Source organism: Taklimakanibacter albus, from assembly GCF_016595235.1.
Taxonomy (GTDB): domain Bacteria; phylum Pseudomonadota; class Alphaproteobacteria; order Rhizobiales; family Aestuariivirgaceae; genus Taklimakanibacter; species Taklimakanibacter albus.
The window spans coordinates 472,264-497,673 of record NZ_JAENHL010000004.1 but is presented as its reverse complement, the minus strand read 5'-3'; the positions used below and the strand labels follow the sequence as shown (position 1 = coordinate 497,673).

General features: G+C 63.8%; 24 protein-coding genes. 19 read left to right on the top strand and 5 right to left on the bottom strand.

Translation table 11 applies throughout. The features are described from left to right. Positions 1-29: 29 nt before the first annotated feature. A complete protein-coding gene (locus tag JHL16_RS03730) occupies positions 30-881 on the bottom strand; it encodes an MBL fold metallo-hydrolase (RefSeq protein ID WP_200183540.1) in 852 nt (283 codons plus the stop codon). Positions 882-979: 98 nt separating this feature from the next. On the opposite strand from JHL16_RS03730, the gene JHL16_RS03725 reads away from it, so the two are divergent. Then, on the top strand, positions 980-1,891 hold the full coding sequence (locus JHL16_RS03725) for a nucleoside hydrolase (RefSeq protein WP_200183539.1): 912 nt from the start codon (positions 980-982) through the stop codon (positions 1,889-1,891). Here JHL16_RS03725 and JHL16_RS03720 read toward each other — a convergent pair whose 3' ends face one another. Beyond that, positions 1,892-2,875 (bottom strand): LacI family DNA-binding transcriptional regulator, encoded by a 984-nt coding sequence (locus tag JHL16_RS03720; RefSeq protein ID WP_200183538.1) that lies wholly within the window; start codon positions 2,873-2,875, stop codon positions 1,892-1,894. 149 nt (positions 2,876-3,024) lie between these two features. Here JHL16_RS03720 and JHL16_RS03715 point away from each other — a divergent pair, with 149 nt between their 5' ends. The 9 genes from JHL16_RS03715 (at position 3,025) to ligA (ending at position 13,827) form a co-directional block, all read left to right on the top strand. Beyond that, positions 3,025-4,266: an adenosylhomocysteinase gene (locus tag JHL16_RS03715; RefSeq protein ID WP_200183537.1), complete on the top strand. Its 1,242-nt coding sequence runs from the start codon at positions 3,025-3,027 to the stop codon at positions 4,264-4,266. Then, the gene (locus JHL16_RS03710; RefSeq protein ID WP_200183536.1) at positions 4,263-5,486 is read left to right on the top strand and encodes an adenosylhomocysteinase; all 1,224 of its coding nucleotides are present in this window, start codon (positions 4,263-4,265) and stop codon (positions 5,484-5,486) included. The genes JHL16_RS03715 and JHL16_RS03710 overlap by 4 nt, the downstream gene beginning before the upstream one ends. A 2-nt stretch (positions 5,487-5,488) precedes the next feature. After that, entirely contained in the window at positions 5,489-6,802 is a 1,314-nt protein-coding gene (locus JHL16_RS03705) for an ABC transporter substrate-binding protein (RefSeq protein WP_200183535.1), read from the top strand. Positions 6,803-6,859: 57 nt separating this feature from the next. Continuing rightward, positions 6,860-7,717: a carbohydrate ABC transporter permease gene (locus JHL16_RS03700; protein WP_200183534.1), complete on the top strand. Its 858-nt coding sequence runs from the start codon at positions 6,860-6,862 to the stop codon at positions 7,715-7,717. After that, on the top strand, positions 7,714-8,541 hold the full coding sequence (locus JHL16_RS03695; protein ID WP_200183533.1) for a carbohydrate ABC transporter permease: 828 nt from the start codon (positions 7,714-7,716) through the stop codon (positions 8,539-8,541). Before JHL16_RS03700 ends, JHL16_RS03695 begins: the two co-directional genes overlap by 4 nt. Further along, positions 8,531-9,808, top strand: coding sequence for an amidohydrolase family protein (locus JHL16_RS03690; protein WP_200183532.1), 1,278 nt, complete (start codon positions 8,531-8,533; stop codon positions 9,806-9,808). Before JHL16_RS03695 ends, JHL16_RS03690 begins: the two co-directional genes overlap by 11 nt. 5 nt (positions 9,809-9,813) lie before the next feature. Beyond that, the gene (locus JHL16_RS03685; protein ID WP_200183530.1) at positions 9,814-10,821 is read left to right on the top strand and encodes an ABC transporter ATP-binding protein; all 1,008 of its coding nucleotides are present in this window, start codon (positions 9,814-9,816) and stop codon (positions 10,819-10,821) included. Between the two features lie 184 nt (positions 10,822-11,005). Further along, positions 11,006-11,611: a PadR family transcriptional regulator gene (locus JHL16_RS03680; RefSeq protein ID WP_200183529.1), complete on the top strand. Its 606-nt coding sequence runs from the start codon at positions 11,006-11,008 to the stop codon at positions 11,609-11,611. 116 nt (positions 11,612-11,727) lie between these two features. Continuing rightward, complete coding sequence (ligA, locus tag JHL16_RS03675; protein ID WP_200183528.1) at positions 11,728-13,827, top strand: NAD-dependent DNA ligase LigA; 2,100 nt, start codon at positions 11,728-11,730, stop codon at positions 13,825-13,827. 148 nt (positions 13,828-13,975) lie between these two features. Here the strand turns inward: ligA and JHL16_RS03670 are convergent, their stop codons facing one another. Further along, positions 13,976-15,061: a LysR substrate-binding domain-containing protein gene (locus JHL16_RS03670; RefSeq protein WP_281435974.1), complete on the bottom strand. Its 1,086-nt coding sequence runs from the start codon at positions 15,059-15,061 to the stop codon at positions 13,976-13,978. Here JHL16_RS03670 and JHL16_RS03665 point away from each other — a divergent pair. The 5 genes from JHL16_RS03665 to JHL16_RS03645 all read left to right on the top strand — a co-directional run bounded on the left by JHL16_RS03665 (position 14,969) and on the right by JHL16_RS03645 (position 19,416). Next, a complete protein-coding gene (locus JHL16_RS03665) occupies positions 14,969-15,514 on the top strand; it encodes an NADPH-dependent FMN reductase (RefSeq protein ID WP_200183526.1) in 546 nt (181 codons plus the stop codon). The two genes, JHL16_RS03670 and JHL16_RS03665, sit on opposite strands and share 93 nt — an antisense overlap. Before the next feature lie 58 nt (positions 15,515-15,572). Further along, complete coding sequence (locus tag JHL16_RS03660; RefSeq protein WP_200183525.1) at positions 15,573-16,436, top strand: AraC family transcriptional regulator; 864 nt, start codon at positions 15,573-15,575, stop codon at positions 16,434-16,436. Positions 16,437-16,561: 125 nt separating this feature from the next. Then, positions 16,562-17,272 carry an AzlC family ABC transporter permease gene (locus tag JHL16_RS03655; protein ID WP_200183524.1) on the top strand — a complete coding sequence of 237 codons (711 nt, stop codon included), beginning with the start codon at positions 16,562-16,564 and terminating at the stop codon, positions 17,270-17,272. Then, on the top strand, positions 17,269-17,577 hold the full coding sequence (locus JHL16_RS03650) for an AzlD family protein (RefSeq protein WP_200183523.1): 309 nt from the start codon (positions 17,269-17,271) through the stop codon (positions 17,575-17,577). Before JHL16_RS03655 ends, JHL16_RS03650 begins: the two co-directional genes overlap by 4 nt. A gap of 63 nt (positions 17,578-17,640) precedes the next feature. Continuing rightward, positions 17,641-19,416 (top strand): SLC13 family permease, encoded by a 1,776-nt coding sequence (locus JHL16_RS03645; RefSeq protein ID WP_200183522.1) that lies wholly within the window; start codon positions 17,641-17,643, stop codon positions 19,414-19,416. Positions 19,417-19,453: 37 nt separating this feature from the next. Here JHL16_RS03645 and phhA read toward each other — a convergent pair whose 3' ends face one another. Continuing rightward, the gene (gene phhA, locus JHL16_RS03640) at positions 19,454-20,305 is read right to left on the bottom strand and encodes a phenylalanine 4-monooxygenase (RefSeq protein WP_200183521.1); all 852 of its coding nucleotides are present in this window, start codon (positions 20,303-20,305) and stop codon (positions 19,454-19,456) included. 134 nt (positions 20,306-20,439) lie between these two features. Here phhA and JHL16_RS03635 point away from each other — a divergent pair, with 134 nt between their 5' ends. From JHL16_RS03635 to JHL16_RS03625, 3 genes are read left to right on the top strand one after another with little or no spacing between them, the layout of a single operon-like run. Then, positions 20,440-20,814, top strand: coding sequence for an ArsR/SmtB family transcription factor (locus tag JHL16_RS03635; protein ID WP_200183520.1), 375 nt, complete (start codon positions 20,440-20,442; stop codon positions 20,812-20,814). Between the two features lie 21 nt (positions 20,815-20,835). Beyond that, positions 20,836-21,330 (top strand): SRPBCC family protein, encoded by a 495-nt coding sequence (locus tag JHL16_RS03630; protein WP_200183519.1) that lies wholly within the window; start codon positions 20,836-20,838, stop codon positions 21,328-21,330. 1 nt (position 21,331) lies between these two features. Then, on the top strand, positions 21,332-21,721 hold the full coding sequence (locus tag JHL16_RS03625; RefSeq protein ID WP_200183518.1) for a hypothetical protein: 390 nt from the start codon (positions 21,332-21,334) through the stop codon (positions 21,719-21,721). Positions 21,722-21,726: 5 nt separating this feature from the next. Here JHL16_RS03625 and JHL16_RS03620 read toward each other — a convergent pair whose 3' ends face one another. After that, positions 21,727-23,541 carry an aminopeptidase P family protein gene (locus JHL16_RS03620; RefSeq protein ID WP_200183517.1) on the bottom strand — a complete coding sequence of 605 codons (1,815 nt, stop codon included), beginning with the start codon at positions 23,539-23,541 and terminating at the stop codon, positions 21,727-21,729. A gap of 119 nt (positions 23,542-23,660) precedes the next feature. On the opposite strand from JHL16_RS03620, the gene JHL16_RS03615 reads away from it, so the two are divergent. Further along, positions 23,661-25,337, top strand: a complete 1,677-nt coding sequence (locus JHL16_RS03615) for an adenylate/guanylate cyclase domain-containing protein (RefSeq protein WP_200183516.1) — start codon at positions 23,661-23,663, stop codon at positions 25,335-25,337. The last annotated feature ends 73 nt before the right edge of the window (positions 25,338-25,410 follow it).

Sequence of the window (25,410 nt, the reverse complement as noted above, 5' to 3'; positions counted from 1 at the left end):
CTTGCCGGGCGGGCGGATTTTGATGAGAGTCACAGATTCAGCTGGTAGCTGACCGGCACCCAGCGGAAAGTGTCGCCTGTGCGCTCGACAAAGCCGAGGCCGGGAAAAGGCATGTGATAGCCGGCGATGACGACCCGCTCTTCGGCTGCCGAGGTGAGGAGACGCCGACGCGCGCGCGCCGCCTCTTCCTTGTCGTCATCGACATTCGCCCGCCAGTCCGGCCGCTGCAAGGACACGATGTAATGGAGGCACGTGTCCGACCAGATCAACAGGCGTCTGTCCGCACTTTCTATCCGCCAGGCGAGGAGGCCCGGTGAATGACCGGCGGCGTCGACCGCCGTAATGCCGGGTAGGATCTCGTCGCCCGGATTGACGAAGGTCGCGCGGTCGGCGAGGGGCGCGCAATTACGCAGGAACAGCTCGCGATTGGCGCGGCGCGCCGCCCGCACATTTTCGCCGCGCCGCCAGAACTCGAATGCCGCCGCGCCAAACACGTAACGCGCGCGCGAGAAGGTCGGCGCGCCATCCGTCATCAGGCCGCCAATGTGATCGGGATGGCCATGGGTGAGGACCACGATGTCGATCTCCTCCGCCGCCACACCCAGCTGGCTGAGGCCGTGGAGAAGGGCGCTTTCGGGTTCACCGAGACCAGTGTCGAACAGGAGCTTCACCTTGCCCGTGTCGACGAAGACCGGAATGAAGGGATGCTCGAAGCGGTCGGGATCGATGAAATTCGCCACCGCCAGCGCACGCACGCGGTCTTCCGGCTCACCCAAGGCGAAGCTCTCGGCAAGTCCACCACGGATATCCGTCGCATCGAGCAGGGTGGCGATCCTGAAGCCGCCGAAATCGAAGGCGTAGACGCTGGGGCGCAAGGGCATGGAGGGCACTATGTCCGGCGGGCGGGGCGAAGCCAAGGGAGTATCTTGTGCTCGTGGAAAGGTCATGTATGAAGCCCTGAGCAGTGATGGGGCTTGAAATGAAAGCGATTATCGATACGGATCCGGGCGTCGACGATGCGATGGCGATTTTTTACGCGGCGTCCTGTCCGGAGATCGAGCTCATCGGCCTGACCTCCGTCTATGGGAACATTCCGGTCGAGATGGGGACGCGTAATGCGCTGCATCTGGTCGAGATGCTCGACCGTCCGATCCCGGTGGCGCAGGGATTGCCCAAGCCGTTGCGCGGACGGCACTGGGAGCCGGTGCACTGGATTCATGGCGAGCAGGGCTTCGGCGCCTTGCCGGCGCCAGCTCCCAAAGGCCGCGCGGTCGACAGTCCGGCGGTCGATTTCCTCATCGACCAGGCCAAGCGACACAAGGGCGAATTGGTGGTGTTCCCGATCGGGCCGTTGACCAATATCGCCGCGGCGATCGAGCGCGATCCCGAGTTTGCGAAGAATGTCGCGCGGATCGTCATCATGGGCGGCGTCGTCCATGCGCGCGGAAATGTGACGCCCTTCGCCGAAGCGAATATCTATAACGATCCCGATGCGGCGCAGATCGTGTTCAATTCCGGCGCCGAGATCCTTCTGGTCGGTCTCGATGTCACCGACCGAACCTCGGTGACGAAGGAGAATTTCGCCGCACTCGCCAGGCGGGCGCCGAAATTCGGCGGGTTTCTCGCGGCGATCTCGGATTTCTATATCGACGTCTATCTGGGGCGCGGCGCCAAAGGCTGCAGCCTGCATGACCCTGCGACCGTCATCGCCGCACTCCGGCCCGAGCTCTTCCGCATCGAAGAAGGTGATGTCGAAGTGGGGCTCGATGGCGAGAAGCTCGGCCAGACGGTGCTCAAGCCGCGCAACGGCCAGAAGACCCGCGTTTGCGTCGCCGCCGACTATGATCGCGTGGTCGAAGTGTTTCTCGACGGGATCGCCACGCTCGGCTGATCAGGACGTCTCGCCGCGCTGCAGGGCCCCCGCAATGATATGCGAGGGATTGTCGGCCGCATTCCAGCCGTCGAGCACCTCGAAGGCGCGCCGCGCCAGCTCGGCGAGCGGCAGCGCGAAAGTGGTGAGGCGGCTGCTGCCATTAAGCGCCTCGCGGATGCCGTCGAAGCCGACGATCGCGATATCCTTCGGCACGGTGAGCCGTGCTTCGGCGGCGGCGCGCAGGGCGGCCAGTGCCTGCTCGTCGGTGGTGGCGAAGATCGCGCGGGGACGTCCAGGCTTCGCCAGCAAGGGGCGCAGCGCGTTTTCGGCGCCCAGCCTTTCGAAGGACACACGATGGAGCCGGCCTTCCGTCGTGAGACCGGCTTCGCTCATGGCCTTTTGCCAGCCGCGCTCACGTTTGCCGGAAGGGCCGAAATCATCGGGCCCGGCGATGCAATGGATGTCCTCATAACCTTGCCCGATCAGATGACGGGTTGCGGCGATGCCGCCGCCGACATCGTCGAAAAGCACACACGGATCGGAGGCGCCGGCGGGTGCCGAATGGACATAGATGCGCGGGCAGCCATCGAGGCTTTCGGCATCGCCGGTGATGCTGGTGACGAAAATGCCGCGCGGGCGCAGATCGGCGAAAGCGCGCTCATAATCGAGCTCGACCGCCGGGTCGTAAGCCGTGTTGCCGATGAGGGTGAGGAAGCCCCGCGCTTTGCCCTCGCGCTCGAATTCGCGTGCCAGCTCGCTGAAGAAGGCGTTGGAGGAATCGGGCACCAGGAGCCCGACGAGATTGGAGCGGCCGGCCATCAAAGCGCTGGCGAGCGGATTGCGCCGATAGCCGAGCTCGGCGATGGCCTGCTCGACCTTGGCCTTGGTCTGGGGCGCCACGGCGCGGGGGCCGTCATTGAGCACATAGCTCACCACCGCGGTCGACGTACCGGCGAGCCGGGCGACATCGGCAAGGGTAGGACGGCGGGCTCTATCAGCCATGGCTAATCGCCTCCTGCTTGTGCATAGCGCTCCCGGACATTTCAAAGATACATTGACAATAGCAGAAGCTAAGCGCTTAGATAAGCCATAAACCGTCACTTCGGCGGGGGCAAAGGCGGATTCGGGGGCAATCGAGGGGTATGACGCAGGTGGCGACCGACAAAAGTGATGTCGAGATCGGGCAGGCCCAGATCGAATGGGTGAGCCGCCATTCGCCGGTGCTCAACGGCTTCGTGCGCGAGACTCTATCAGACGGGGCGCTCAAGGGCGCCCGCATCGCCGTCGTCGTGCATCTCGAGGCCAAGACCGCCTTTCTCGCCACCGTGCTGGCCGATGCCGGCGCTGAAGTGGTCGTGGCGGGCAGCAATCCGCGCACAACGAGAGGGCCGGTGGTCGAGGCCCTGAAGGCCCGCGGCCTCACCGTCGTCTCGGCGCCCGATGGCGATCATGCGAGCTGGGAGCGCGAGCTTCTCGCCGCCGCCGATTGGGCCCCGCATTATATCATCGATGACGGCGCCGAGCTCACCCTGCGGATGGGCAAGTTCCGGCCCAAGCTCTATGCCAATCTCAAAGGCGTCTCCGAAGAGACGACGACCGGCACGGCGCGGCTCCATGCGTTGCGCGCGGCGGGCAAGCTGCCTTTCGCCGCGCTCACTGCCAATGACGCGCGCTGCAAACATCTTTTCGACAACCGCTATGCGACGGGGCAAACGACGCTGCAGGCGATTTTGCGCCTCACCAACCGGCAGATCGCCGGCGCCCGCGTAGCGGTGATCGGCTATGGTTATGTCGGCCGTGGCATCGCCCTTTATGCCAAGGCGATGGGCGCCCATACGCGTGTCGTCGAGACCGATCCGGTGCGGGCGCTGGAAGCCCATATGGACGGCCACAAGGTCGGCACCGCCGCCGACATGCTGCCGGGGGCCACCATGGTGATCGCGGCGACGGGCGGCATGCGCGCCGTCGGCATGAGCGAATTCGCCCATCTCGATCACGATGTCCTCCTCGCCAATGCCGGCCATCATGATCTCGAGATCGATGTCGACGTGCTGGCGGGCCTGACCAATGACCGCAAAGAGACGCGGCCCGGCATTACCACCTTCCGCGTGCAGGAGCGCGACCTGCATGTCCTTTCGGGCGGCGCGCTGGTCAATATCGCCGGCGGCAGCGGCCATCCGGTCGAAATCATGGACCTCACCTTTGCGGTGCAGGGCTTGGGCGCCCATCACCTCGTCTCCGCCAAGCTTGCACCCGGTGTCCATATCATTCCGAAGGCGCTCGACGACGCGATCGCAGCGGCGAAGCTCAAAAGCATGGGGATCTCCTTGAGCGAGGCGCGCTCCGAGCAGGAAGACGATATCGCCCAGTGGATAGAAGGAATGCCCAAGTGACGACAGCCAATCTCGCTCAAGAAGGGGCGGAGCGCATCGCCTGGGCCGGGCGCGGCATGCCGGTGCTCAACACGATTGCGGCGCGTCTCGCCGCCGGCGGGCGTCTGCATGGCAAGAAGGTCGGCGTCTCGCTGGTGCTCGAGCCCAAGACCGCCAATCTCGCTCTGGCGCTGAAACAGGCGGGCGCCCAGGTCAGCGTCTATTGTGGTGGCAGCTCGACCGAGGCGCGGGTCGTCCATGCGCTCAGGGCGCAAGGTCTCGCGGTTTTCGCCGAGGCCGGCGCCACGGCGGCGCGTGATCTCGAGCTGGCCCGCGATTTCCTGAAGACGAAGCCTGATATCCTGATCGATGACGGCGCCAGCCTCATCCGGTTGGCGCATCGCGAATTCCCCGATCTTGTTGCAGGTATGATAGGCGCTGCGGAAGAGACCACCAGCGGCATACGTCCGCTGCGCGCCATGCATGAGGAGGGCGCGTTGCGCATTCCCGTCATCGCGGTCAATGATTCGCGCATGAAATATCTCTTCGACAATGTCTATGGGACCGGGCAATCCTGCGTGATGGCTTTTCTCGACATGACGAATCTCCAGCTCGCGGGACGCGAGGTACTGGTCATCGGCTATGGCTGGGTGGGCAAAGGCGTCGCCATTCATGCCGCGGCTCTGGGCGCCCGCATAACGGTCGCCGAGCTCGATCCGGTGAAGGCGCTGCAGGCGATCCATGACGGCTATGCGGTCAAGAGCGTGGCGCTCGCCGCGCCGAATACGGAAGTCGTCTTCGCCTCGACCGGCATCGCGGGCGTGATAACGGAAGACCATGTGCGGAAATTGCCCGATGGCGCCTTCCTGTGCACCGCGGGCGGCGGTGATTTCGAGCTGCCGATGGAGTATCTGCGCTCGCTCAAGGCTGACAAGGATGTGCGTCAGGGCGTCGTGGAATACACGCTCCCCGGCGGCGCCCGTATCCGGGTGATGGTCGATGGACATTGCATCAACTGCTCGGGCGGCGAAGGCAACCCGATCGAGGTGATGGACCTGTCGCTGGCGCTGCAGGCGATCGCGGTCGAGGAGCTGGCGGGCGATGCGGCGCCCAAGGCGCCTGGTCTCTATCCGATTTCGGACGCGGCGGAACGTGACGTGGCATTGATCAGGCTCGGCCATGAAGGCGGCGTGATCGAACCGATGACAGAAAAATTGGCAACGGCAATACGGAGCTGGTGATTATGACGATGGGTGTTTCGAAGTGGTTGCGCAAGGGCGTTTCAGGCGTGGCGCTGGCCACGGCATTGTTCGCGCTCGCGGCGTGTGGCGAGGAACAGGCGGCGAGCGACAAGCTCAAGACCGGCCCGATCCCCGAGGCCAAGGCGGAGCTGACCGTGTGGTCGTTCCTGCCCGGCAATTATGAGAAGGGGGTGGAGGCCTATAACGCGATCGCCGCCGACTTCCAGAAGGCCCATCCGCAGATCACGGTGAAGATCATCGACATGCCGTATGGCACCTATTTCGACCAGGTGCGCAATTCGGTCGTGGCGCAGAGCGGGCCCGATGTCATCACCATGTATGGCTCGGCACAGGCCTACAGCTACAAGAATGGTCTCTATCCGCTGCAGGACGCGATCGATCCGGCCTTGCGCAAAGAGATCAAATATCTGGACGAGAATTATTCGGCCGACGGCAATCTCTACATCCTGCCGACCGGTTCCTATGGCTATGTGATGCTGGTCAACCGCGCCATCTTCGCCAAGGCCGGGATCGATCCGGCGACGGCGCTCGCCAGCTGGGATTCGATGCTCGCCACCTGCAAGGCGCTGACCGAGAAGGGCATCCAGCCGATGGCGTCGGGCTGGAAGGACGGATATCTGTTCGAGACCTATCTCTACATGATCACCAGCCAGATGATGGACAAGCCGACGCTCGCCAAATGGGTCAAGGGCGAGCTCAAGCTCGACGACAAGCTGTTCACCGATGCCGTCAACTACATCATGGACATGAAGACCGCCGGCTGCTTCGGCGACGACAAGGCGCTGGGGCGCAACATGTTCGACGATACGAATGTGCAATATGCCACGGGCGGCGCGGCCATGCTGGTCAATGGTGCGCTGAGCCGCGCCATGCAGCTGGTGAAGGACCAGCCGGAAACGATGGCGATGGCGCTGCCGCAAGTGCCGGCGTCGAAGCACAAGAATCTTGTCGATGCTGGCGCCGAAGCCGGCTGGGGCGTCACCAAATGGACGAAGAGCCCGGAAGCCTCCGCCGCCTTCGTCAACTTCATCGCCAGCAAGGAATCGCAGGAGAAGCTTTGGGCCGCGATCGGCGTGCCGTCCAATATTTCCGGCTTCCAGGCGCAGGCGCAGAACGACATGCAGGCCGCCTATCTGGCGCTGCTCGCCAACCCCGAGAACCATACCGGCTTCGCCGCCTTCCCGCTGCCGGTCCTGGCGGTGATGGAGCGCAATGCGGCGCCGCTCATGGGCGGCACGATGACGGTGCAGCAGTTCATGGAGAGCGCAAACTCGGCCTTCGCCAAGACCAACTGATCCACCATGCAGGCAGTGAAGAGGAGGGGATGGCGGCGTGCGCTCGATGGGGGGCTTGTGCTTCTCGTTCCGGCGATCGTGCTCGAAACGCTCGTCCTCTTCCTGCCCTTGGTCTATGTCGCCTACCGCTCGCTCTATGACTGGCAGCCGGGCAGCGTCTCGACCTTCATCGGTTTCAAGAACTACGAGCATCTGCTCGCCGACCCGGAATTCTGGCAGGTCATCGGCAACCAGCTCTTCTATCTGCTGGGACTGCCGCTCTGGGTGATCGCGCCGCTGGTCGTCGCCTTCGCACTGCGCGAAGGCGTGTGGCGGCCAGGTCTCTTCCGTTCCATCTATTTCCTGCCCGCGGTGATGTCGCCCGCCATTGTCGGGCTCGTCTTCCGCACGCTGCTCGCCACCGATGGGCCGGTGAATGCGGTGCTGGAAACCAGCGGCCTAGGCTTTCTCGCCCATCCCTGGCTCACCGACATTACGTATGTGAAGCCGGTCGTCATCTTCCTCGTTCTGTGGGCGAGCTTCGGCACCGGCGTCCTCATCTTCTCGGCCGCCTTCGCGGCGGTGCCGCAGAATATCTTCGAGGCGGCGCGGCTCGACGGCGCCCGCTTCTGGAGCGAGTTCTGGCATATCGCGGTGCCGAGCGTGCGCGGCACGGTGTTCCTGTGGGCGATGTTCCAGCTCGTCTGCATCTTCCTCTTCATGTTCGGCTGGATCTATGTGCTGACCGGCGGCGGGCCGGGCCTCTCCAGCGCCACCATGGATTTCTTCATCTATCAGCAATTCATGCGCTTCGGCTTCTACGGGACGGCTGCGGCGCAGTCGATCGCGCTGGTGGGCGCCATCGTCCTGTTTCCGGCGCTGGGCTACGGGGCGCGGGCGCTGATCGAGACCTGCTTCAAGCGGAGGCGCACATGAAAGCGGGCAGCACGAGCAAGTTCCGCACCGGCATCATGGCGCTGATCAGCCTTGCCTTCATCCTGCCGCTGCTGTTCCTCATCGGCACCGCGATCCGCACGCGCCAGGACTACATGATGAGCCCCGGCGGGCTGCCGCGCTCCTTCACCCTCGACAATATCGTGGGGGCGTGGACGCAAGCCGGTCTCGGCCAGGCGCTTGTCGTTTCACTGATCGTGGCGGTGATCGCCTGCATCGTCTGCGCCTCGACGGCGCTTGCCGGCGCCTTCTGGTTCCGTATTCATCAGGGTCGCGTGGCGCGCGGGCTCAATGTGCTGCTGGTCGCCAGCTACGCCATTCCGATGGTCGCCTGGCTGATCCCGGTCTTCGTGATGCTGGCGAATGCGCGGCTGGTGAACAATATCGTGGTCGCCGGCATCATCGCCGGGGTGGCGAGCCTGCCTTTCGCGATCTATCTCATCCACACTTTCTTCCGCCAGGCGCTGACGACGGAGCTGCTCGAAGCCGCCGCCCTCGACGGTGCGCGCGTCCTCAAGATCTTCTGGTACATCGCCATTCCGATGTCGCGCCCAGCGCTCGCTTCGGTCGTGGCGCTCGTCTTCGTGTGGACCTTCGGCGACCTCCTGATGGCGGCGACGCTCCTGCAAGGCAATCCGCAGGTTTATACGCTCACCCTCGCGGCAACGACGCTGTCGACGCGCGAGGAGGTCAATCTACAAGGCCAGGCCGCGGCCGCGCTCGTGTCGCTCATTCCGGTGCTCCTGGTGTTCATGGTGGCGCAGCGCTCGCTCGCCGCTGGATTTGGAGCCGGCAGTGGTAAGTAAGATCTATGGCGCCGACTGGGTTGTTCCGGTCGCTTCCGCGCCTTTGCGTGATGCGGTGGTGGCAATCGAAGCGGGCCGCATTGCCTTTGTCGGCCCTGCGGCGCAGCTGCCGGGCCATCTGCGCGATGAGAAGATCGACTGGACCAAAGGCGTCATCACGCCCGGTCTCGTCAACGCCCATACGCATCTGCAATATACCGGCTTCGACGCGCTGGGGCGCGGACAGTATCGCGGCTTCGAGGATTGGAGCGTCGCTTTCGAGGCGCATTATCATACTGACCGCGACGCCTCGGAATGGGGCAAGGCGGCAGCGCGCGGTGCCAAGCTCGGTCTGGCCAGCGGGACGACGGTATTCTCGGAGATCATCACCAGCGATGAAGCGCGCGGCGCCATCGCCGCGGCGCAGGCGAGCGGCATCGAATATCTCGAGGTCATCGCCGAGACGACGCGCTCCTGGGCGAATGGCGGACGCGCGGAACTGATCAACTGGCTCGATGACAGGGCGACGATCGCCACCGGCATCTCGCCGCACGCGCCCTATAATCTCGACCCTTCGGTCGTTGGCGACCTGGTCGAGCTCGCCCGGTCACGCGATCTGCGGCTCCATACGCATCTGGGGGAATCGGCGCTCGAAGAGGCGTTCTATCTCACCGGTGATCCGGCGGTCCTGTTCATCTATGGCGATCTGCGCGATGAGTATCACCTGGTGCAGCAGAAGGGCTCGGGCCTCAAGACGGCGGCCTATGCCGACAGCGTGGGACTGCTCGGCGAATGCACGCATATCGCCCATGGCGTCTATTTCGACAGATGCCAGCGCGATCTCCTGCGCGAGCGCAATACACGCGTGGCGCTCTGTCCGCGCTCCAATGCGGTGATCGGCCTCGCCGAAGCGCCGGTCGCGGCCTATCTCGCGGAAGGCCATGACATCGCGGTCGGCACCGATTCACTGGCCTCGACGCCGTCGCTCGACCTGATGGCGGATGTGAAGGCCCTGGCCCGGATCGCACATGATCAGGGGTATCGCGAAAACGATCTGTGGCGACGCGTGATGCAGGCGGCGACACGCGGCGGCGCCCGGGCGCTCGGCATGGCGGAGAAGGGGTATGGCGCACTCGTCGCCGGCGGGCCGGCCGATCTCGCATTTTTCGCCATCGACGTGGCGGACGGAAATGTCGAGCGCGCATTGGTCGAGCAAGGGGAGGGGCAATGCGTCCTCACCATCGCGCAAGGCCACATCGTGCATGACAGTCGCAAGCAGATGGGATGAGAAACATGTCCAATCTCAAGATCAGCAAACTCCACAAGCATTTCGGCGCGGTCGACGTGCTGAAGGACATCAATCTCGATATCCGCACGGGCGAGTTCGTGGTTTTCGTCGGCCCGTCGGGCTGCGGCAAGTCGACCTTGCTGCGCTGCATCTCGGGGCTCGAGGCGGCGAGCTCCGGCTCGATCGAGATCGACGGCCAGGTCATCGACGATGTCGAGCCGGCGCAGCGCGGCATCGCCATGGTGTTCCAGAATTATGCGCTCTATCCGCATATGGATGTGTTCGGCAACATGGCCTTCTCGTTGAAGATGCAGGGTCTGGCCAAGGACGAGATCAGGCGCAAAGTGGAGGCGGCGGCGGAGAAGCTGCAGCTCACGCCCTATCTCGACCGCCTGCCGGCGCAGCTTTCCGGCGGCCAGCGCCAGCGTGTCGCCATCGGCCGCGCCATCGTGCGCGACCCCAAGGTGTTCCTGTTCGACGAGCCATTGTCCAATCTCGATGCGGCGCTCAGGGTGCGCATGCGCATGGAGATCGCCCAGCTCAAGCTCCAGCTTCCCAACACGACCATGATCTATGTGACGCATGACCAGGTCGAGGCGATGACCATGGCCCAGCGCATCGTTGTGCTGAAGGACGGCAGAGTGGAGCAGGTGGGGACGCCGCTCGAACTCTATGAGCGCCCGCAGTCGCAATTCGTGGCGGGCTTCATCGGCTCGCCGCGGATGAATTTCTTCACCGGCCGGCACGCCGAGAAATTCAAGGCCCATACGGTGGGCGTCAGGGCCGAGCATCTCGACATCGTCAGTGCAGGCGGCGTCTGGTCGGGCAAGGTCGTCTATTCGGAGAATCTCGGCGCCGACACGTTCATCTATGCCGATATCGGCGCCGAAGCGCCGGTCGTCGTCCGCCAGCCCGGCAAGTCGGTCTTTGCCGCTGGCGCCGAAATCGCGCTCGCCCCCAAGGCCCAGGAATACCATCTGTTCGACGAGGCAGGCCGGCCAGTTCCGAAATAGTGTTATTGGCGTCGAGTTTGGCTGAATTTAACGACTCTTTCTTCTAAAAAATATCGAAATAACAATGATTTGGCTCCGTTCCCCAAGAGGGGCGCGGTGAATTTTTGCGGTTCAGGACTTGTAAGAATGACTCTTAAGATATATCTTGATTATCAGTCTTACAAACTATCGAAAGGTATATCTCATGTTTGGACGTCATCATGAACATCGGGGCCGGCACGACCGGCATCACGACTGCGCCCCTGGCGGGCGCTGGGGCCGGGGCAGGCGCCCTGGCGACGACGATGAAGGTTTTGGGCGCGGCGGCTTCTTCGGCGGCCGGGGGTCGCGCATGTTCGGTCACGGCGATCTCAGGCTCGTGCTCCTGGCGCTGATCGCCGAGAAGCCGCGGCACGGCTATGAGCTCATCCGCGCCATCGAGGAGAAATTCGGCGGCAATTACGCGCCGAGCCCGGGTGCTGTCTATCCGACCCTCACGCTGCTCGAAGAGCAGGACTATGTCGTTGCGGAAGCGCGGGAAGGCACCAAGAAGCTCTATCAGGTGACCGAAACGGGCCGGCAGTTCCTGGAAGAGAACAGCGTCGCCCTCAAAGGCATACAGGCGCGCATGGATCTCGCCGCTCAGGCCTTCGCCATGCATTCGACGCCGGAATCGGTGCGCGAGGCGATCAGGACGCTGAAGCAGTCGCTCCATATGCGCCGTGGCCCCTGGACCGCCGAAGAAGCGGAGCGGGTGCGCAAGCTCATCGAGGCGACGGCGCGCCAGATCGTCGGCGGTCCGGAGAATTGATCCTGACAGGATCAGGGTCTTGAGCCACCTATCCTAGAGTCGATCACTCCCGCCAAAGTCTTCAACTTTGGCGGGTTTTGCTCTATTCGATTCCGAAAGGAACGAGCCTCGGACCCATGCCCACCGCCGAAAAGAAGACAGTCGACAAGCTGACCCAGAAGGACGCCGCCAGCGAATTACAGCGGCTCGCCGCCGAGATCGCCCATCATGATGAGCGGTATCACGGCCAGGATGCGCCGGAGATTTCCGACGCCGACTACGATGCGCTGCGCCTGCGTAATGATGCGATCGAGGCGCGTTTCCCCGACCTGGTTCGTGAAGATTCACCTTCGAAGCGGGTGGGCTCGTCGCCGCAGTCCAAATTCGGCAAGATCCGCCATCGCGTGGCTATGCTGTCGCTCGGCAACGGTTTCTCCGACGAGGACGTGCTCGAATATCTGGGTCGCATCCGGCGGTTTTTGAATCTCGCCGATGATGCGCCCATCGATGTGACGGCCGAGCCCAAGATCGACGGCCTGTCGCTGTCGCTGCGCTACGAGAAGGGCAAGCTGGTGCAGGGCGCCACGCGGGGCGACGGCACGGAGGGTGAAAACGTCACCCTCAATGTCCGCACCGTGAAGGATATCCCCAATCATATCGAGGCCAAGGACTTCCCCGACGTGTTCGAGGTCAGGGGCGAAATCTATATGTCCCACAAGGATTTCGCCCGGATGAATGAGAAACAGATTCAAGCCGGCGAGAAGGTCTTCGCCAATCCACGCAATGCCGCGGCGGGCTCCTTGCGCCAGCTCGATCCGGCGATCACCGCCAGCCGGCCGTTGCGTTTCTTCGCCTATACATGGGGCGAAGTGTCGAAGCTTCCGGGCGACACGCAATGGGACGTCATCCAGGCCTTCAAGCGCTGGGGCTTCCCGGTCAATCCGCTGATGAAGCTCTGCCATTCGGCGGACGAGCTTCTCGCCCAATACCACAAGATCGAGGCCGACCGGGCCAATCTCGGCTATGACATCGACGGTGTCGTCTACAAGGTGAACCGGCTCGACTGGCAGCAAAGGCTGGGCTTCGTCAGCCGGGCGCCGCGCTGGGGTCTCGCGCATAAATTCACCGCCGAGAAGGCGATGACCATCCTCGAAGGTATCGACATCCAGGTCGGGCGCACCGGCGCCATGACGCCGGTGGCGCGGCTCAAGCCCGTCACCGTCGGCGGCGTTGTCGTTTCCAATGCGACGCTCCACAATGAAGACGAGATCCAGCGCAAGGACATCCGGATCGGCGACACGGTGATCGTGCAGCGCGCCGGCGACGTCATCCCGCAGGTTTTGGGTTTCGTCGAAGACAAGCGACCCAAGGGCGCCAAGGCCTATGAGTTTCCGACGAGCTGTCCGGTCTGCGGCAGCCATGCGGTGCGTGAGGTCAATGAGAAGACCGGCAAGGTCGATGCGGTGCGGCGCTGCACCGGCGGTCTCATCTGCGCCGCCCAGCGCGCCGAGCGCCTCAAGCATTTCGTGTCGCGCAACGCCTACGATATCGAAGGCATGGGCGACAAGGTGATCGATGAATTCCTGGCGCTCGGCTTCATCACATCACCGCCCGACATCTTCACGCTCGAAGAGCGCAAGGTTAAGGTCGACGAGCTCGAAGGCTGGGGCGAGACGAGTGCCAGCAATCTCTTCGCCGCGATCAATGCGCGCCGGACCGTCGGAATAGACCGTTTCATTTTCGGCCTCGGCATTCCGCATATCGGCGAGACCAATGCCAGGCTGCTGGCGCGCGCTTATGGCACGGCGGAAGCCCTGCGCGATGCGATGCGCGCCGCGTCGAAAGGCAAGGAGGAAGAGGCCTATCAGGAGCTCCTGTCGCATGACGGCATTGGCCCGATCGTCGCCGAGGCGGTGGTCGATTTCTTCGGCGAGCCGCATAATGTCGAGGTCTTCGACAAGCTTCTGGCCCAGGTGACGCCGACGCCGCTCGAAGCGGTGCAGCAGAGCCCGGTCTCCGGCAAAACCGTCGTTTTCACCGGCGCGTTGGAGAAGATGACGCGCGAAGAGGCGAAAGCCATGGCGGAACGCCTCGGCGCCAAGGTGGCGGGCTCGGTGTCGAAGAAGACCGATCTCCTAGTCGCGGGTCCGGGCGCCGGCTCGAAGCTCAAGGATGCGCAGAAGCACGGTGTCGAGGTGATCGACGAGGACGAGTGGTTCCGCCGCGTCGGCGCTTAGTCACTTACCCTCATGCTGAGGTGCGAGCGCCTGCGAGCCTCGAAGCATGATCCAGGGACAGAGGTCGTGCCGCTTGCCAACCCTTCGAGGCCCGGCTGCGCCGGGCACCTCAGGGTGAGGGTTGTTAATCAGGCGATCTCGTTTCGCACTAAGTCTTGTTTGTAGCCTCGGCGCGCAGCCACGTGGTGAAAGCACGGATGGCCGGTGAGGACAGGGCCCGTTGCGGCCGCACCAGCCAATGTGTCAGCGGTTGGGCCGGTTTCACCGTGAAAGGCGTGATCAGATCGGCCTTGGCGAGATGCGTCTGAGCAAGCCGCTCCGGGACCAACGCGACGCCGTCACCGGCCAGGGCCGCTTGAATCAGCAGCAAGGTGGAGGCGAGGCGCGGACCGCTCGTCGCCCAGTCCGGCCTTCCGAGGCCCAGCCTGTCGGTGAAATCCAACCAGGAAATGGCGGGATCCTCGTCATGCAACAGCGTGACCCGCGCCAGATCGGCCGGCTTGCGCAAACGCTGCTTGATCGAGGGCGCGGCAATCGCAATCAGGACATCATCCATCAGCTTCTCGGCCTTGACGCCAGGCCACCGGCCATTGCCCGACCTGATCGCGACGTCGATAGCAGAGTGAGCGCCGGGCTCGATCAGCGACTGGCTCTCCGATATCCAGGCCTCGAAAGCCGGATGGCGGGCGCGGAAGCGCTTGAGGCGCGGGATCAGCCATAGAGACGCGAAAGAGGCCGTGGTGTTGATGCGCACGACCTTGCGCCGCGCTGAGCCGCGTCCGGCCGATTGCGCCGCTTCGGCGATGAGGGCGAAGGCATGATTTGCAGCCTCGGCAAAGCGCGCACCGGTTTCGGTCGGCACCAGCCGGCCGCCGCGCCCGCGCGACAGGAGCGCCGCGCCCAAGTTATCCTCGAGCGCCCGCACACGCCGGCTCACCGCGCCATGGGTGAGACCCAGCTCGTGCGCCGCGGCGACCGTCGAGCCGAGACGAACGACGGTCTCGAACATCCGGACCGCTTCGAGTGGCGGCAATCTGGGGGTTGTCAGGGTGTGACGTGGGCTCACAGGCGGGGACGATAAGGCGCTGGTGCGGCGGAGGCAATCACCCTCATCTCTCCCGGCATGGAAGAGGAGACTTACATGCCGACTGTCGCCGTCATCAACGGATCGCTGCGCCAGGCCTCGCTCAATGGCCGGCTGGCCCGGGCGCTGGCCAAGCTCGCAGTACCGCATCTCGAATTCCGGCCTTTGAGCATCGCCGACCTGCCGCTCTACAATCAGGACAACGAGGCCGAGCTGCCGGCCGCTGTCGCGCGCTTCAAGCAGGAAATCGCCGCCGCCGATGCGGTGCTGTTCGTCACCCCGGAGCATAACCGTTCCATTCCGGCCGCTTTGAAGAACGCCATCGACTGGGGATCGAGGCCTTATGGCACCAGCGTGTGGCTTGACCGGCCGGGGGCCGTCATCGGCACATCGGCCGGCACGGTCGGCACCGCGGTGGCGCAGGCGCATCTGCGCGCCGTGCTCACCTCGTTGGGTGTGGCCCTGATGGGGCGGCCCGAGGCCTATGTGGCGTTCAAGGACGGGCTTCTGGATGAGGCGGACAATGTCGTCGACGTGACGGCGCTCAAAACGCTGAACGCCTATGTCGAGGCGCTTGGACGCTGGGTCAAGCGTCTCGCCTGACAATGTCAGGGAGCAATTTTATTCAAGCGGCCACAGGCCGGAATGCTATATTTGAGAGATGCTGCAGATATCGCCCCGCGACTCCGTCGGCCCCGAGAACCTTTCCCCGGGCGACGAGACCTATTTCTGGCGGGTGTCGCGGCATGGCGATCTCGATTGTTTCACCGCCACCTTCCGCAAGCATATCTTCCCGCCCCATACACACGAGACCTATGTCATCGGCGTGACCCTCGATGGCGTGCATTCCTATATGCATAAGGGGGTGAAGGTGCGCTGCGAGGCGGGCACGATCTGCTTCATCAATCCGGACGAGGTGCATGACGGCTCGCCCGACACCTATGGCTATTCCTACCGGATGACCTATCCGAGCCCGGACTTCCTTACCGCCGTGCTGCGGGAGGCGACCGGCCGGGCGGTGGGGACGCCGCGCTTCCGGCTTGCGGGCGCTCATGATCCCGAGCTCGCCCAGATGTTCTGCGCCGCGCATCGGGCGTTGGAAGACAACACGCAGCCGCTCCTCGCCGATGAGAAGCTGATCGGCTTCTATCTGGCGGCGGTGGAGCGTTACGGTGGCGGCCTGCCGTCGATCATCGCGGCAGGCGCGGAGCCCGATACGATCGCGCGCACCAAGGATTATCTGCTGGCGCATCTCAGCGAGGCCACCGATTTCCAGGACCTCGCCGCCCATGTCGGCTTGAGCGCCTGGCATCTGATCCGGGTGTTCCGCAAGGCGACGGGTCTGACGCCACATGCCTGGCTCGTCGACCGGCGCGTCCATCATGCGCGCGAATTGCTCAGGGCAGGGGAAAGCCCCAGCCATATTGCGCTTCAGTGCGGCTTCGCCGATCAGGCGCATCTGACGCGCAGCTTCAAGGCCAGGCTCGGCGTGACGCCCGGCCAATATCGCGCGCTGCTTAATTAAGCCTCTGTTTTGTGCATCGGGTTATCCGAAAACCGCTTCGCACTTTTCGGCCCGATGCTTTGAGCAAAATCCTTCAAGACGGCTTACGTCGCGATTGGTAGAGAGGCGCTCCCTCGGAGAGATTCATGTCCAAGACCACTGCCGAATTCCGGCAAGGCGTTATCGATGTCCTGCCCATCCTGGCTGCCGCCGCCGTGATCGGCCTGTTGTGGGGTACGCAAGCGGCAAGCAAGGGACTGTCGCCGCTAGAGGCCGGTCTGATGAGCGCCACGGTCTTTGCCGGCTCGGCGCAGATCATCGCCATCGAGCTGTGGCGCGATCCGGCGCCATGGTTTTTTCTCACCGTCACCGCGTTCATCGTCAATGTCCGCCATGTGCTGATGGGCGCCTCGCTGTCGCGCCATATGGGCGATATCCCGCAAGGCTGGCGGGCGCCGCTCCTTTACATGATGGCGGATGAGAACTGGGCGCTGTCGGAACGCCGGGCCCTGACGCAGCCACTGACCATGCCCTATTATCTGGGCCTTGGCGCGCCCATGGTGGTGACCTGGACAGCGAGCAGCGTCATTGGCGCGATTGCCGGTGAGTGGTTCAAGGACCCCGCCGCCTATGGGTTCGATTTCGCCTTCTCGGCTTTGTTCATCGGCATATTGGCGGGCTTCTGGAAGGGACCCAAGACCGGCGCCGTCCTGGCCGCGAGCGCCGTCGTGGCGGCCGCCGCGAAGCTCACCATTCCAGGCGCCTGGTTTGTCGTTCTGGGCGGGCTCGCCGGCGTCCTCGTCGCCGTGCTGCTTCATGCGGAAGAAGAAGAGACGGAAGCGGAGGCCACGTCATGACGCTGCATCTTTCCACTTTCCTCGCCATTCTCGGCATGGCGCTCGCCACCTATGCGACGCGCATCGCCGGGCTGTTCCTCATGCGCTACGTGACGGTGAAGGGGCGCACCAAGGCCGCCTTCGACGCGCTGCCGCCGGCGATCCTGATGGCAGTCATCGCGCCGACCATTATCGCCACCGGCATCGCCGAGACGCTTGCCGCGGCGATTACCGCGGTTGCCGCTTTCCTCAGATTGCCGATGATCGTCACCATCCTGATCGGCATGGTGAGCGTCGTGCTGCTGCGGATGATCATCAAGGTTTGATGGTAAGGAAGAAAATCCCGCTTCCCTGGGGAACTTGTTCCATCGGCAAAAGTTGAGCTGCTGATGGACAAACAGCAAATCCTGGCGCTGGGCACCATACTCGCCATGATGGCACTGTTCGCCTGGGGCAGGCTTCGCTACGACCTGGTCGCCATTGTTTCCCTGATTGCCGCATATATCGTCGGTATCGTGCCGGCCGAGAAGGCGTTTGCCGGCTTCTCCAGCGATATCGTCATCATCGTCGCGAGCGCCCTCATCCTGAGCGCCGCCGTCTCGCGCTCGGGCATCGTCGAGCTCGCAATGAGTTATGCGAGCTTCGACCTGTCGAAGCCGCGCGCCCAGATCGTGACGCTGACCTCCTGCATCGCGGTGCTGTCGGCCTTCATCAAGAATATCGGCACGCTGGCGATGTTTCTGCCCATCGCCTTCAAATTCGCGCGGCGCAGCGAAACCTCACCGTCGGTGCTGCTGATGCCGATGTCCTTCGCCTCGCTCCTCGGCGGGCTCATCACACTGGTCGGCACGTCACCCAATATCATCGTCTCGCAGGCACGCGAGAAGCTGCTTGGCACGCCATTCCAGATGTTCGATTTCGCGCCGGTCGGCATCGGCCTGACGGTGGCCGGCATCACCTTTCTGGCTTTCGGCTATCGGCTCTTGCCGGCCGGCAGACGTGGCGCCGCCTCGATCGAGGCAGCCTTCAATCTCGACGCCTATGCGACCGAGGTCACGGTCCCGGAGGATTCGCCCGTGATCGGCCAGTCGATCGCCGAACTGGAAAAACACGCCGAGGACGAGATCGACGTCGCGGTGCTGATCCGCGGCGGCCTGCACAAATCCAATCCCGGCAAAGCCATGAATATCCGCGCCGGCGACATGCTCATTCTGCATGGCGAGCCGGCGGCGCTCGAGAGAGCGGTGGCGGTCGGCAAGCTGCTGCTGGCGCGAGAAGACAAGCAGCCGACCAAAGAAAACGCCACCGATGAGATCGGCGTCATGGAGGCCGTAGTCGGCACGGAATCACCTCTGGTCGGACGATCGGTATCGCAGAACCAGCTCTTCGACCGCCATGATCTCAATCTTCTGGCAGTCAGCCGGCGCGGCAGTCGCATCACCCACCGTTTAGGCCTGGTGCGCCTCAAAGCGGGCGATGCGATCGTGCTGCAAGGCAATATGCGTTTCATGGCGGAAACCATGGGCGAACTCGGGCTGCTGCCGCTGGCGGAACGGCCCTTGGGGCTCGGGCGCAAGCGGAATACCTATCTGCCGATCGCCATTCTGGCGGCGGCGATGCTGGCGGTGGCGCTGGGCGTGGTTCCGGTGGCCATGGGTTTCTTCATCGCGGCGGCACTCGTCATCCTCGCCAGCTCGATCACCTTGCGTGAAGCCTATAACGCCATCGACTGGCCGATCCTGATCATGCTGGGCGCTCTCATTCCGGTGAGTGATGCGGCGCAGTCGACCGGTCTCACCGATACGATCGCCCATCTCGTATCGCTGCTCGCCGACGTCCTGCCGCGCTGGGGCTATGTGGCGATCCTGCTCCTGATCGCCATGAGCGTGACGCCGTTCCTCAACAATGCGGCGACGGTGCTGATCCTGGCCCCGATCGCGGTGTCGCTCGCGACCTCGCTCAAGATGAACCCCGATCCGCTCCTGATGGCGGTGGCGATCGGGGCGGGGTGCGATTTCCTCACCCCGATCGGGCATCAATGCAATACGCTGGTGATGGGCCCCGGTGGGTATCGCTTCGGCGATTATTGGCGGCTCGGCCTGCCGCTTTCCTTCATCGTTCTCTTCGTCGGTGTGCCGCTGATCCTGCTGTTCTGGCCGTTGTAAGGAACGGGAGAGTGTCTCCCGTTCCGTACTGCGAGGGTCACGCGTCGGGCGTTTCAGCCCAGCCTTCGCGGGTGCCGCGATGGACGACTTTGTCGCCTTCGACGATGTCGCCGGCGCCGATCTCGGGCTGTTTCTGCAGCGCCTTGTAGAGCGGGGTGAAGTCGGGCGACGTCGCCTTGAACAGCTCCTCGAAGCTACGGATCACGAAATAGGTGTTCTGGAAAGTGTCGATCCGGTAGCGGGTGCGCATCACCCTCATGAGGTCGAAGCGCACGCGGTTGGGGCTCGGGCTTTCGAGCGCATAGATGGATTCGCTCTTCGACGACATGATGCCGGCGCCGTAGATGCGCATGCCCTTGGGCGTCTCCATCAGGCCGAATTCGACCGTGTACCAATAGAGCCGCGCGAGATTGGGGAGCGCCCCGAGCTTCAGCGCCTTGACGCCGCCCTTGCCATATTCGGCGACGAAATCAGCCATCACCGGATTCATCAGCAAGGGAACATGGCCATAGAGGTCGTGGAAGACGTCTGGCTCCTCGAGATAATCCATCTGCTCGGGCTTCCTGATCCACCAGGTGGCGGGGAAGCGGCGATTGGCGAGATGGTCGAAGAAGACATCGTCGGGCACGAGGCCCGGAACGGCGACGACCGACCAGCCGGTCGCCTTGGTCAGAACCTCGCTGAGCTTGCGGAAATCGGGAATGCCGTCGGCGGCGACGCCGAGGCCTTCGAGCCCGTCGAGATATTCGTCACAGGCGCGGCCTTTGAGGATCTCGGCCTGGCGGCGGAACAAGGTCCGCCATGTCTCGTGGTCCTCTGCGGTGTAGGTGGCGACGGGCTGGTCGATGGTAAAGTCAGCCCGCACATCCTCTTTTTTCAAGGCTGTCATGGCATGCACTCCTTTTAGCGCCGATACGGCGGAGCACCATGATAGCGCGATCGGGCGGCCTTGGCACGACGGGGCTTGACGATGTATCGGATTTCATCCAAAACTAAATTGTTATAGAACCACTTGGTTATGGAATGACGCCTGCCAGCCGTCTCGACGCCGCCTTTTCAGCCCTTGCCGATCCGACGCGTCGGGCCATTCTCGCCCGTCTGGCGCTGGGCGAGGCCTCGGTCCTGGAACTCGCCGAGCCGTTCTCGATGAGCCAGCCGGCGATCTCCAAACATCTCAAGGTGCTGGAGCAGGCGGGCCTCATCTCACGCGGGCGCGACGCGCAAAGGCGGCCGTGCCGGATCGAAGGCAAGGCCTTCGCCGAGGTGGAGGAGTGGCTCGAAAATTACCGCCGCTTCTGGGAAGGCCAGTTCCGCCAGCTCGATGCGCTGCTGGTCGAGCTCAAGGCGGCGAGGAAAAAAAGCAAAAGCGGCAACGCCCGCCAGCCAAAGAAAGCGTAGTCAGTTCGAAGGAGATTCCGCATGAATGCCGCAACACCCAGAACAACGGCCGGCCTCAAAGTGTCGGCGCTGAGCGACCGGGAGATCCGGATGACCAGGATCTTCGATGCGCCGCGCGATCTCGTCTTCGACGCGTTCACCAAACCTGATCTGATCAAGCGCTGGATGTATGGGCCCGAGGGCTGGTCCCTGCCGGTCTGCGAGGTCGAGCTCAAAGCGGGAGGCAAGATGCGGTATGTCTGGAAGCACAAGGACGGCACCAGCATGGGCATGAGCGGCGTCTTCCGCGAGATCAAGCGGCCGTCGCGCATCGTCCATAACGAAACCTTCGATGAAGACTGGACCGGCGGCGAGACGCTGGTGACGACTCTCTTCACCGCGACGGGTGGCCAGACACTGGTAGAGCAGACGGTCCTCTATTCATCGCAGGCAGCACGCGACGCGGTGCTTAAATCGCCGATGGAGGATGGTATCGCGAAAGGCTACGACCGGCTCGACAAGATCCTGGCGCAATGACATGACCCTGCTCAAAAGCATAGGCGCCGTCTTTGCCGGCCTTCTGGTGAATGTGATCTTCGGTCTCGGCACCGACCAGATCTTCCACTTGCTGAATGTCTATCCACCCTGGGGCGTGCCGATGACCGAGATCAGCGACAATCTGCTGGCGCTGTTCTATCGCTGCATCTATGGCGTCGCCGGCGCTTACGCGACGGCCTGGCTGGCCCCTTACGCCCCGATGCGGCATGCGCTCATTCTGGGCGGCATCGGCGTGGCGATCAGCCTCGCCGGCGCCGTGGCCGCGGTTCAGATGAATCTTGGACCGGCCTGGTATCCGATCCTGTTGGTGCTCGTCACCATGCCCTGCGCGTGGCTCGGCGGTGCGCTTTACCGCCGGTCCAAAGGATGACGTGATCAGACCGCCGCGCAGGACTGCTTGAGCCAGGCCAATTCCTCGCCTTCGAGGAAGGCGCCGATCTCGCGCTCGACGCGGGCGTGATAGGCGTTGAGCCAGTCACGCTCTTCCGGGCTCAGAAGGCCGGGTTCGATCAGGCGCCGGTCGATCGGCGCGAGCGTCAAGGTCTCGAAGGACATCATCGGACGCTCGCCGCCGGAGATCGCCTCGGGCTCGCGCACGAGAATAAGGTTCTCGATGCGGATGCCATATTGGCCTTCCTTGTAATATCCGGGCTCGTTGGAGAGGATCATGCCGGGCTCGAGCGGCGTCCTGTCCGACTTGTTGATGCGGGCAGGGCCTTCATGGACGGAGAGATAGCTGCCGACGCCATGGCCGGTGCCGTGATCGAAATCGAGCCCCGCCATCCATTGCGGCTGGCGCGCCAGCACGTCAAGCTGGCTGCCGCAGGTGCCCTTCGGAAAGCGGATACGCGACAGAGCGATCATGCCCTTGAGTACGCGGGTGAAGCGGTCCTTCATCTCTGGCGTCGGTGATCCGATGATCACGGTGCGGGTGATGTCGGTGGTGCCGTCCTGATACTGGGCGCCGGAATCGATGAGATAGATCTCACCATTCTTCAAGGGCAGCGCCGAGGCCTTGGACACGCGGTAATGCGGGATGGCAGCGTTGGGACCGACACCTGAAATCGAATCGAAGGAGAGGTCCTTGAGCATGCCGCCCTCGGCCCGGAATTCGGCGAGCTTCTGGGCGACGGTCACTTCATCCTGATCGCCCTTGGGCGCCGCTCTGTCGAGCCAGCAGAGGAAACGCGTCACGGCGACGCCGTCGCGCTTCTGGGCGGCGCGGGCACCTTCCTGCTCGGTGGCGTTCTTGCGCGCCTTGGGCAATACGCAAGGGTCCTTGCCGGCGACGATATCGGCCCCCGATTGCGCGAGCACGGCGCGGATGCGTTCCGGCGCCCAGTCGGGATCGATCTGGACCCGCGCTTTCTGCTGGCCGAGGTTTGCGAGCGAGGCTTCGATCTCGGCCGCGGGGCGGATGCGGACAATGCCTCTGAGATGCGCGCTCACGTCTTCCGGCAGTTTGTCGGCGTCGATGAAGAGCTCGGCCTCGCCCTTGCGATGCAGGATGGCGTAGCTCAGCACGACGGGTGTGTAGGCGACGTCGCCGCCCCGGATATTGAACGCCCAGGCGACCGAATCGGGCTGGGTCAGCACCACCGCATCGGCGCCGGCCTTCTCCAGGCTCTTCGCCACATCGGTGAGCTTATCCTTGGCGCTCTTGCCGGAGAACTGGGTCGGCTGCACGGAGACCGGCTTCGCCGGGCGCTTCGGCTGCTCGGCCCAGACGGCATCGATGGGATTGCTGTCGACCGGCACGAGTTTGGCGCCGGCCTTGGCTGCGGCCTTCTCGAAACGGGAGATCTGCTCCGCCGTCATCAACCACGGGTCGTAGCCCAACACCTCGCCGGGCTTCAGCTCCTTCTCGATCCATTCCGCCGGCGGCTCCTCGACGAGATGGCGGGGCGTGAAGATCGCGGTGTCGACCTGATGGCGCACCTGGATGGTGTAGCGGCCGTCGACGAAGATGGCGGCGCGATCGCGCATCAGGATGGCGAGGCCCCAGGAGCCGGCGAAGCCCGAAAGCCAGCGCAGCCTTTCGGCATAGGGCGCCACATATTCACCCTGGAACTCGTCCTGGCGGGGGATGATGAAGCCGTCGAGCTGGCGGCGCTGGAGCTCCTCACGCAAGCGCGTCACGCGCTCGCGCGAGAGATGACCTTCGGAAACGTCGTCGAATGATTGGAACATGGCCCATCTAAGATGATGGCAGCGTCCCTGTCAAAGCAGGGCTCCGCCCGTTTCCTTGACGGCAGTAATCCTGTAGAGCGAGGGACCGGGGCGTTGGCGAGTTGGGGACAGCGGCAGGCATGAAGACCAGACCACCGGTCGACCAGGATCTCCTGGCCGTCATTGGCCCCGATGCGATCATCGAGGCCAAGCGTCGGCTGGCGATGCTCGACGCCATCGCCTATGCGGCGGCGCGTATGATGGCGGGCGACTGGCGCGACCATGTTCCGGACTTCCTCAAGCGCTTAGGCCGCGCCACTGATATGAGCCGGGTGACCCTGTTCGAGGTGCATCCGGGGCCGGGCGGCCATCGCGTGCAATCCTGCCGCTTCGACTGGGCCGGCGACGGGCTGCGCCCACTGCGCGATGATCCGCGTTATCACAATATGCCACTCTCGGACGGCGATGATCCGACACAGCCGGACGATTGGTCCGGCAAGCGCGAGCGCGGCGAGATCGTGCAGGCGAAGCTCAGCCAGACGACCGGCTATACGCGCCAGGTTTTCCTCGAGCACGGCACTTTGTCCTTTATCTCGGTGCCGATCATGGTGGCGCGGAGATGGTGGGGCTTTCTCGGCTTCGACGATTGCAAGGAAGAGCGCGGCTGGAGCTCGGAAGAGATCCATGTGCTGAAGACGGCCGCCGCCCTCATTGCCGGCGCGGTCGAGCGTGAAGAGGCCGATGAGAAGATCAGGCTTTCCGAGGAACGTTACGCGCTCGCCGCGCGCGGCGCGCATGACGGGCTGTTCGACTGGGATGTGAAGACGGGAAAGACCTTCTTTTCGCCGCGGCTGCATGAGGTGCTGGGATTGGCGCCGGCAAGCCTCGACGGCGACATCGATGCGCTGATCCAGCTCTTCGTCAAGGCGGATGGCGATTTCCTGCGTGCCACCTTCCGTCATAAATACGAGCGCCGCGAGGAGAATTTCGACATCGAATGCCGCTATGAGCCGCGGCCCGGCGCCACGCAGTGGATCGTGATGCGAGGCCTCATCGTCTATGGCAAGGAGGGGCCGCGGCGCGTGGTCGGGGCGCTGCGCGACATCACCCGCCAGATGGAAGTTCAGAAACGCCTGAGCGATGCCGAGCGCAAGCGCGCCAATCTGGCGCGTTATTTTTCACCCAATATGGTCGACGGGCTGATGCAGACCGGCGGCCGGCTCGACGAGGCGCGCACCCAGCGGGTGACGGTGCTGTTCGCCGATATCTGGGGCTATACGACGATCAGCGCCGCGATGCCGCCGCTGCAGGTCATGACGTTGCTGCGTGAGCTTCTGCGCATGTTCGAGAAAGCGATCTTCGCCCATGGCGGCACGCTCGACAAATTTCTGGGCGATGGCCTGATGGCGACCTTCGGCACGCCGAAAGCGGGCCCTCGCGATGCCGCCAACGCGCTTGCCTGTGCCGTGGCGATGGCGGACGCGATCGCGCGCTGGAACGCGAAACGGCGCGCCAATGATCTGAAGCCGATGCATCTTGGCATCGGCCTGCATCACGGCGATGTGGTGCTGGGTGATATCGGCAGCGAGCGGCGTATGGAATTCGCGGTCATCGGCGACACCGTCAATGTGGCGAGCCGCGTCCAGGAAATGACGCGCGCGCTCAATATCGCGGTGCTGGCGAGCGACGATGTCGTCCAGGCGGCGCGCCGGGAAGCGGGCGATGAGGCGATCCGGGAATTCAACGACAGCGGCGAGCACGAATTGCGCGGCCGCACCGGCAAGATCAGATTGTGGAGCCGGGCGGCGGAGAGATAGGGGGATTACCCTCGCCCTGCAAGCGAAGCGCAGCGGGGAGAGGGAAGGGTGAGGGGCAGGGCTGCGTCCCTGC

What these genes read in the sequence shown, in the direction of transcription:
- JHL16_RS03665 (WP_200183526.1), top strand. Translation starts at nt 14,969, where the DNA reads ATGCCGACTGTCGCCGTCATCAACGGATCGCTGCGCCAGGCCTCGCTC.
- JHL16_RS03730 (WP_200183540.1), bottom strand. Translation starts at nt 881, where the DNA reads ATGCCCTTGCGCCCCAGCGTCTACGCCTTCGATTTCGGCGGCTTCAGG.
- JHL16_RS03660 (WP_200183525.1), top strand. Translation starts at nt 15,573, where the DNA reads ATGCTGCAGATATCGCCCCGCGACTCCGTCGGCCCCGAGAACCTTTCC.
- JHL16_RS03655 (WP_200183524.1), top strand. Translation starts at nt 16,562, where the DNA reads ATGTCCAAGACCACTGCCGAATTCCGGCAAGGCGTTATCGATGTCCTG.
- ligA (WP_200183528.1), top strand. Translation starts at nt 11,728, where the DNA reads ATGCCCACCGCCGAAAAGAAGACAGTCGACAAGCTGACCCAGAAGGAC.
- JHL16_RS03720 (WP_200183538.1), bottom strand. Translation starts at nt 2,875, where the DNA reads ATGGCTGATAGAGCCCGCCGTCCTACCCTTGCCGATGTCGCCCGGCTC.
- JHL16_RS03725 (WP_200183539.1), top strand. Translation starts at nt 980, where the DNA reads ATGAAAGCGATTATCGATACGGATCCGGGCGTCGACGATGCGATGGCG.
- JHL16_RS03635 (WP_200183520.1), top strand. Translation starts at nt 20,440, where the DNA reads ATGACGCCTGCCAGCCGTCTCGACGCCGCCTTTTCAGCCCTTGCCGAT.
- JHL16_RS03625 (WP_200183518.1), top strand. Translation starts at nt 21,332, where the DNA reads ATGACCCTGCTCAAAAGCATAGGCGCCGTCTTTGCCGGCCTTCTGGTG.
- phhA (WP_200183521.1), bottom strand. Translation starts at nt 20,305, where the DNA reads ATGACAGCCTTGAAAAAAGAGGATGTGCGGGCTGACTTTACCATCGAC.
- JHL16_RS03705 (WP_200183535.1), top strand. Translation starts at nt 5,489, where the DNA reads ATGACGATGGGTGTTTCGAAGTGGTTGCGCAAGGGCGTTTCAGGCGTG.
- JHL16_RS03620 (WP_200183517.1), bottom strand. Translation starts at nt 23,541, where the DNA reads ATGTTCCAATCATTCGACGACGTTTCCGAAGGTCATCTCTCGCGCGAG.
- JHL16_RS03630 (WP_200183519.1), top strand. Translation starts at nt 20,836, where the DNA reads ATGAATGCCGCAACACCCAGAACAACGGCCGGCCTCAAAGTGTCGGCG.
- JHL16_RS03685 (WP_200183530.1), top strand. Translation starts at nt 9,814, where the DNA reads ATGTCCAATCTCAAGATCAGCAAACTCCACAAGCATTTCGGCGCGGTC.
- JHL16_RS03680 (WP_200183529.1), top strand. Translation starts at nt 11,006, where the DNA reads ATGTTTGGACGTCATCATGAACATCGGGGCCGGCACGACCGGCATCAC.
- JHL16_RS03615 (WP_200183516.1), top strand. Translation starts at nt 23,661, where the DNA reads ATGAAGACCAGACCACCGGTCGACCAGGATCTCCTGGCCGTCATTGGC.
- JHL16_RS03670 (WP_281435974.1), bottom strand. Translation starts at nt 15,061, where the DNA reads ATGCGGTACTGCGAGCTTGGCCAGCGCCCGGGCCAGCCGGCCATTGAG.
- JHL16_RS03645 (WP_200183522.1), top strand. Translation starts at nt 17,641, where the DNA reads ATGGACAAACAGCAAATCCTGGCGCTGGGCACCATACTCGCCATGATG.
- JHL16_RS03650 (WP_200183523.1), top strand. Translation starts at nt 17,269, where the DNA reads ATGACGCTGCATCTTTCCACTTTCCTCGCCATTCTCGGCATGGCGCTC.
- JHL16_RS03695 (WP_200183533.1), top strand. Translation starts at nt 7,714, where the DNA reads ATGAAAGCGGGCAGCACGAGCAAGTTCCGCACCGGCATCATGGCGCTG.